The sequence below is a fragment of the Streptomyces sp. genome (genome assembly GCF_036566765.1).
Lineage (GTDB): Bacteria > Actinomycetota > Actinomycetes > Streptomycetales > Streptomycetaceae > Streptomyces.
The window spans coordinates 1-6,125 of the sequence record NZ_DATCVQ010000345.1 but is presented as its reverse complement, the minus strand read 5'-3'; the positions used below and the strand labels follow the sequence as shown (position 1 = coordinate 6,125).

The 6,125-nt window shown below is 73.0% G+C and carries 6 protein-coding genes and 1 pseudogene; 1 reads left to right on the top strand and 6 read right to left on the bottom strand.

Annotated elements, in window-relative coordinates; all coding sequences use genetic code 11:
* The 4 genes from VIU94_RS20260 to VIU94_RS20245 all read right to left on the bottom strand — a co-directional run.
* The coding region (locus VIU94_RS20260) for a hypothetical protein (protein WP_331913246.1) at positions 1-183 on the bottom strand (183 nt) is incomplete at its 3' end.
* A 159-nt stretch (positions 184-342) separates the two neighbouring features.
* Positions 343-525 carry a Trm112 family protein gene (locus VIU94_RS20255; protein ID WP_331913245.1) on the bottom strand — a complete coding sequence of 61 codons (183 nt, stop codon included), beginning with the start codon at positions 523-525 and terminating at the stop codon, positions 343-345.
* A 102-nt stretch (positions 526-627) separates the two neighbouring features.
* Positions 628-1,995: a phosphomannomutase/phosphoglucomutase gene (locus VIU94_RS20250; RefSeq protein WP_331913244.1), complete on the bottom strand. Its 1,368-nt coding sequence runs from the start codon at positions 1,993-1,995 to the stop codon at positions 628-630.
* Between the two features lie 215 nt (positions 1,996-2,210).
* Positions 2,211-2,642, bottom strand: a complete 432-nt coding sequence (locus VIU94_RS20245) for a DUF3499 domain-containing protein (RefSeq protein ID WP_331913247.1) — start codon at positions 2,640-2,642, stop codon at positions 2,211-2,213.
* Between the two features lie 304 nt (positions 2,643-2,946).
* Between VIU94_RS20245 and VIU94_RS20240 the strand changes: the two genes are divergently transcribed.
* The gene (locus VIU94_RS20240; protein ID WP_079072306.1) at positions 2,947-3,390 is read left to right on the top strand and encodes a metallopeptidase family protein; all 444 of its coding nucleotides are present in this window, start codon (positions 2,947-2,949) and stop codon (positions 3,388-3,390) included.
* 22 nt (positions 3,391-3,412) lie between these two features.
* Here VIU94_RS20240 and VIU94_RS20235 read toward each other — a convergent pair whose 3' ends face one another.
* On the bottom strand, positions 3,413-4,891 hold the full coding sequence (locus VIU94_RS20235) for a DUF5719 family protein (RefSeq protein ID WP_331913243.1): 1,479 nt from the start codon (positions 4,889-4,891) through the stop codon (positions 3,413-3,415).
* Positions 4,888-6,125: pseudogene (locus VIU94_RS20230) on the bottom strand (family 2 glycosyl transferase); the annotation flags it as partial. The pseudogene VIU94_RS20230 and the gene VIU94_RS20235, both read right to left, overlap by 4 nt.

Here is a 6,125-nt window from a genome sequence, read left to right as displayed (position 1 = left end):
GGCCCGCAGGAGGCCGCGGCGGTCGGCGCGGGCGAGGGCGTCCGGGGCGTCGAGCAGGGTCTCGTCCAGCATGGGGCCTCCGGGGGCGGGCGGGTGCGGGCCGGGTGCGGAGCGGGGGGTGCGGGGCGGGTGCGGGTGCGTGCCCGGCCTTCGGCCGGGCCTGTGGTTCTCGCCCGCAGCCACCGGTACAACGGGGAACGCAGAGGTGCGGGTCTTCCCGTGGGCGGTTGCGCGCCGTCGGCGACCGGCCGTCCGTGGGACGAGCACCGACGCGGCCCGCCCAGCAGCCGGTCACCCGCCGTCGGCGGCTGACCGTCCGCGGGACGCCCCCGCGCCGTGCGCCTACTCCGGGCGGCGGGCCTCGTCGACCAGGAGGACGGGGATGCCGTCGCGGACCGGGTAGGCGAGGCCGCAGTCGGCGCCCGTGCAGATCAGCTCGGGAGTCTCCGCCGTCGTGCGGTCGTTCAGCGGCGCGTGGCAGGCCGGGCAGGCCAGGATCTCCAGGAGGCCGGCTTCGAGCGGCATGAGGTGGTCCCTTCGAAAAACGATGTGGTGCCCCGTCGGGCCACGTCAGCCTACCGCCGGGGGGCCTCCCGCGCGGCCCGGCGGGCCACGCGGGAGGGCCGGTCAGCCGGTGGCCCGGACCATGGCCAGCACGTGCTCGGTGAGCGACTTCGTCGTCATCGGATCACGGGCCTCCACGTTCAGGCGGAGCAGCGGCTCCGTGTTGGAGGCGCGGAGGTTGAACCACCAGTCCTGGGCCGTCACGGTCAGACCGTCCAGCTCGTCGAGGGTGATCCCGTCCTGACCTGCGTACGACGCCTTCACCGCGGCCATCCGCGCCGCCTGGTCGGCGACCGTGGAGTTGATCTCGCCCGAGCCGGAGTAGCGGTCGTACGAGGAGACCAGCTCGGACAGCGGGCCGTCCTGGCCGCCGAGCGCCGCCAGGACGTGCAGCGCGGCCAGCATGCCGGTGTCCGCGTTCCAGAAGTCCTTGAAGTAGTAGTGCGCCGAGTGCTCGCCGCCGAAGATCGCCCCGGTCTTCGCCATCTCCTCCTTGATGAAGGAGTGCCCCACCCGCGTGCGCACGGGCGTGCCGCCGTTCTCGCGCACGACCTCCGGCACCGACCATGAGGTGATCAGGTTGTGGATGACCGTGCCGCCCGGCGTCTTGGCCAGCTCGCGCGCGGCGACCAGCGCCGTGATCGCGGACGGGGAGACCGGCTCGCCGCGCTCGTCGACGACGAAGCAGCGGTCGGCGTCGCCGTCGAAGGCGAGGCCCAGGTCCGCGCCCTCGGCGAGCACGCGGGCCTGCAGGTCCACGATGTTCTTCGGGTCGAGCGGGTTGGCCTCGTGGTTCGGGAACGTGCCGTCGAGCTCGAAGAACATCGGCACCACGTCCAGCGGCAGCCCGTCGAAGACGGTCGGGACGGTGTGGCCGCCCATGCCGTTGCCCGCGTCCACGACGACCTTCAGGGGACGGATCGTCGCGAGGTCGACCAGCGACTTCAGGTACGCGGCGTAGTCGACGAGGGTGTCCCGCTCGCCGACCGTTCCGGCCTGCGCGGCGGCCTCCGGCGCGCCCTCCTGCGACCACTGCTCGACCAGCGTGCGGATCTCGGAGAGGCCGGTGTCCTGCCCGACCGGGGCGGCGCCCGCGCGGCACATCTTGATGCCGTTGTACTGCGCCGGGTTGTGCGAGGCGGTGAACATCGCCCCCGGCAGCCCCAGCTGCCCCGACGCGAAGTACAGCTGGTCCGTCGAGCACAGCCCGATCAGGGTCACGTCCGCGCCCAGGCGCGCAGCGCCACGTGCGAAGGCGTCGGCGAGGCCGGGCGACGAGGGGCGCATGTCGTGGCCGACGACGATCCCGTCCGCACCCGTCACCCGTACGAAGGCGGTGCCGAAGAGCTCGGCGAGCTCCTCGCCCCACTGGTCCGGAACCACCCCGCGGACGTCGTACGCCTTCACGATCTGCGAGAGATCAGCAGCCACGGACTCACCTTCCTGATGTCACCTGCACGCGTGTGCGGCGCGTGTACGGAACGCCCAAACTACCCGGCGCCGGGCCGGACACGGCAGGGCGGCTTCGCGACATAGGGCTGATTCAGGGGTGATTCAGGAATGACTCAGGAGTGATTCACAGCCGTGATTCAGGAGTCCCGGTTCTCACGTGATTCAGGAGTCCCGGTTCTCAGGAGCGCTGATCCTCAGGAGTCCGGGGAGCGGAGTACGCGCAGGTGGCCTCGGCGGCCCACCTCGATCGAGTCGCCGCCGCGGCCGCCCTTGCCGCCGCCCGCCTCGGCCGCCCGCTCCTGGGGGCGGGCCGCCTCGCGCACGGCGTTGGCGAGGGCCTCGAGGTCGTCGCCGCTGGGGCGGGAGGGGGCGGAGGCGTCGTGGAGCCGTACGACCTCCCAGCCGCGCGGCGCGGTGAGGCGCTCGCTGTGCTCGGCGCACAGGTCGTAACAGTGGGGCTCGGCGTAGGTGGCGAGCGGGCCGAGGACCGCAGTCGAGTCGGCATAGACGTACGTCAGTGTCGCGACGGCAGGGCGGCCGCACGCAGTGCGCGAACAGCGACGTACAGGGCTCACGACGTTGGACGGTACCGCACTCTTGAACGGGCCGCGACGACTCTCCCCCAGGTCACCCCACCGTGTCGTGCTGTGAAACGTCCCACACGGCACTCCCGTCACACCGCGATGACCTGCGCGGACACCCGCTTTCGAGGGGCCGAACACACCTGAAACCGATCACCAGTTGGCGCAAACCATGTCAATTGCCCCAGATCGGCGGTCTCGGAGAGATACGGATTCGAGCCCAACCTTGGCTGGATTGGTCAACTGCCGACATGCCGTACGGGGCGGCCGTACGCCGTTTCGGACCGCGTCCGGGGTACCGCGTGGGCGGCGCACGCGGGGGTGCGGCGAGGATTACCCTTCACCAGTGATGGACAACCCTGTACCGCCCCGCGCCACCGGCCCCGGGCCCCGCCGCCGTGATCGCCACGGACGGGGCATGCGCGGCCCGATCGCCCCGCCGCAGGTGCCCCTCGCCGCGAGTCGAGCCGAGGCGTTCGCGGACCTGGTGCAGGACTCCGTGGAGCGCCTGGAGCGGCGCTGGCCGCAGCTCGCCGAGATCGATTTCCTGGTCCTGGAGGTACCTCGGCTGGACGGACAGTCCTGGAACGACGAGGCGGTGCCGCTCGGCGGGACGATTCCGGCGCGTGAGGGACGCCCCGCGCGCGTGGTCGTCTACCGGCGGCCGGTGGAGATCCGCACCAAGGGGCGCGACGAGCGGGCGGCACTGGTGCACGAGATCGTCGTGGAGCAGGTGGCCGAGCTGCTGGGGCTCACTCCGGAGACCGTGGATCCGCGGTACGGCGAGGACTGAACCACCCGCGGATCGTCCCGGGCTACTTCTGCAGCACCGACAGGTCCTGGTCCGCCTCCGGCACCGCCACCATGCCCCGGTCGTCCGGGAGTGCCTGGATGGTGAAGCCAGGCACTCCGTCCGTGGTGGCCGTCAAGGTGCGGGCGCCGTAGACCGGGCCTCCCGAGACGTGCTCGACCGTGAGGGCGTACGTGCCCTTGAGGCCGGTCGGGGTGGGGGCTGCCACGTTCTCGGTGGTGCCCGCCTTCAAGGTGAACGTCTTCGAGACGGCCTCACCGCCCTCGCTGCCCGCCGAGGCCGTGACCTTGACGGTGGCCGCCCGGGTGGGGGCGGTCAGCGAGAGCGTGGTGCCCTTGGCGCTGTTGTCGGCGACCGTCGCGCGCGTGCCGACCGGACGCGTGGCCGGGATGAAGGCCGTCTCCTGGTCGTCGCCCTTGCCGCGCACGACCCGCAGGGCGGCGACCACCGGCACGGATGCGTCGGTGGGGGTCAGGACCAGCGAACCGGCCTCCCCGCGGGTGACGTCGCCGAGGTCGGCGGAGGTGGTCATGCCCGCCTTCACGTGCAGCGTCTCGTTCCCGGCGGGGGTGATCAGGCCGGTGGGGGACGCGAGCTGCACCTTCAGGTCGGCGTCGGAGTCACTGGGCGTGAAGGCGACCAGGCGCACGGCGGTGGCGTCCTTCGGGATGCCGGGCAGCACCAGGCTGCCGGACGGGTCCGTCGACGCGGCCAGCCAGTCGCCGCCGAGCTTGTCGTCCAGCGCCTGCACGGCCGCGCCCACGCGCCCGCTGCGGACGTTCACATGGACGGTGAGGTTCTCCTGCTTCTCCTCGGTGAGCGTGGACAGCAGGATCGGGTCGCTGGAGTGCGGCGCGACGGTGATGCCCTCCCCCAGCGTGGAGTCAAGGGCGCCGTCCTTGCCGTAGAGCTCGATGTCGACGACGGCGGCGGAGTCGTCGGGGTTGGTCAGATGGACGTAGTCGGTGCGGTCGGCGGCCGTGCTCGCGCCCGGGAACCAGAACTCGGTGTCGGGGGCGGAGCAGTTGACACCCTGCAGCCCGCGTCCGGAGCCCGCGGCGACCTTCGTGGTCTCCTGGACGGTCCAGCCGGGCGCGAACTTCCCCTCGGCGGTGCCGACGAGGGCCTGCGCGTCGCCGCCGGAGGTCTCCCCGGTGGCGGGCCTGCCGGGCTCCTCGGGCTTGAGGACCGGCTTGCCGGCCTTCTTGCCCGCGCTCTTGCCGTCCGACTCCTCGGCGGCCGCCCGGAGTTCGCCCTTGCCGCCGCTGTCCGCACCCTTGGTGACGGGCGTGAAGGACGTGTACGACGTCTCCGCGATGTCGGAGGTGCTGGGCGCCGGGCACAGCAGGCTGGTGCGCTCCACGGGCAGCTCGGCGGCCGTCCTGGCGGTGCCGGCGGCCTGCGGTGAGCTGAGCGTGGCGAACCCGGTGACGGCGGCGAGCGCGGCGGTGCCGGCGAGGAGGGACACGGTGGTGCGGTTCACTGCTGACTCCCGTCGGGACGCTCACTGCCGGTGGCGTCCGGGTGCTGCTGCGCCGGGTCGTACGCGGGGTCGTAGCCCTGGTCGTACTGCTGCTCGAACTGGCCGCCGTACGTCGTCTGGTCGTACGACGCCTGCTGGTTCTGGCCGCCGTAGGCGTACGGGTCGTACTGGCCGCCCTGGTAGGGGTCCGCCTGGTACGGCTGCTGGTCGTAGCCGCCCGCCGGATACTGCTGGCCGGTGCCCTGGTACTGCTCGCCGCCGTAGGTGCCGTACTCGGCGTTCGCGTAGGTCGGGGCGTCCCAGTCGCCGTAGGACTGCTGCTGCGGGACCGCGGCGGGGGCCTCCTGCGGAGGCGGGGGGAGGTCCTCGGGGCGCGCGGCCTCCTCGGCCTGGGCGCGCAGACGGCGGGCGCGGCGGCCCTCGCCCGCCACGGCCTGGGCGGGGATCGACGGCTCCTCGGGAAGGTCGTCGTCGACGTCGCGGCGGCGGCCGGGCAGGGCCATGACCACGAGGACGACGGCGAGGAAGCCCTGGATCCACAGCCAGAGCGTGTGGGTGAAGGGATCGTCGAAGGTGACGTCCAGCTTGCCGCCGGAGGCGGGCAGCTCGAAGCCCTGGGCCCAGCCGTCGACGGTGGTGCGGGTCAGCGGCCTGCCGTCCAGGGTGGCGGTCCAGCCCTCGTCGGCGGTGTCGGCGAGGCGCAGGATCCTGCCGTCGGCGCCGGCCGGGACCGTGGTGTGGATGTCCACGGGGCCCGCGGCCACGGGCTGCGCGGTACCGGATCCGGACTTGGCGACGACGGTGGCGCGCGCGACCTCCTGGTCGACCCGCCACAGTCCGCTGCCGTCCTGCTGGCTGAGCCGGGTCAGGCCGGGCGTGGCGTCCAGCACGCGCGTGACCTCGCGGGGCGCGCCCTTGTGGACGAGGACGTAGCGCACGGCGAAGCCGCCGAGCTGGTTCGCCTGGTCGGCGCCGGAGCCGGCGACGAGATTGGCGACGACCTTGTCCAGTTTGTCGTTCTCGCCGTCGGCCGCGGCGAGTTCGGCGTCGCCTAGGCGGGCGCCGGAGCCGCGCACCAGCATGTAGCCGACGTGCGCCGCGGAGTCGCTGTCGAGGACGAGGGTGCGGGCCTGGTCGCGGGTGCCGCTCTCCTCGGCGACGAACGCGGGCACCTGTACGGGGTCGCGGCGCTCCAGCGGTCCGTCGGCGCCGCCGATCATCCAGCCCGCGGCGA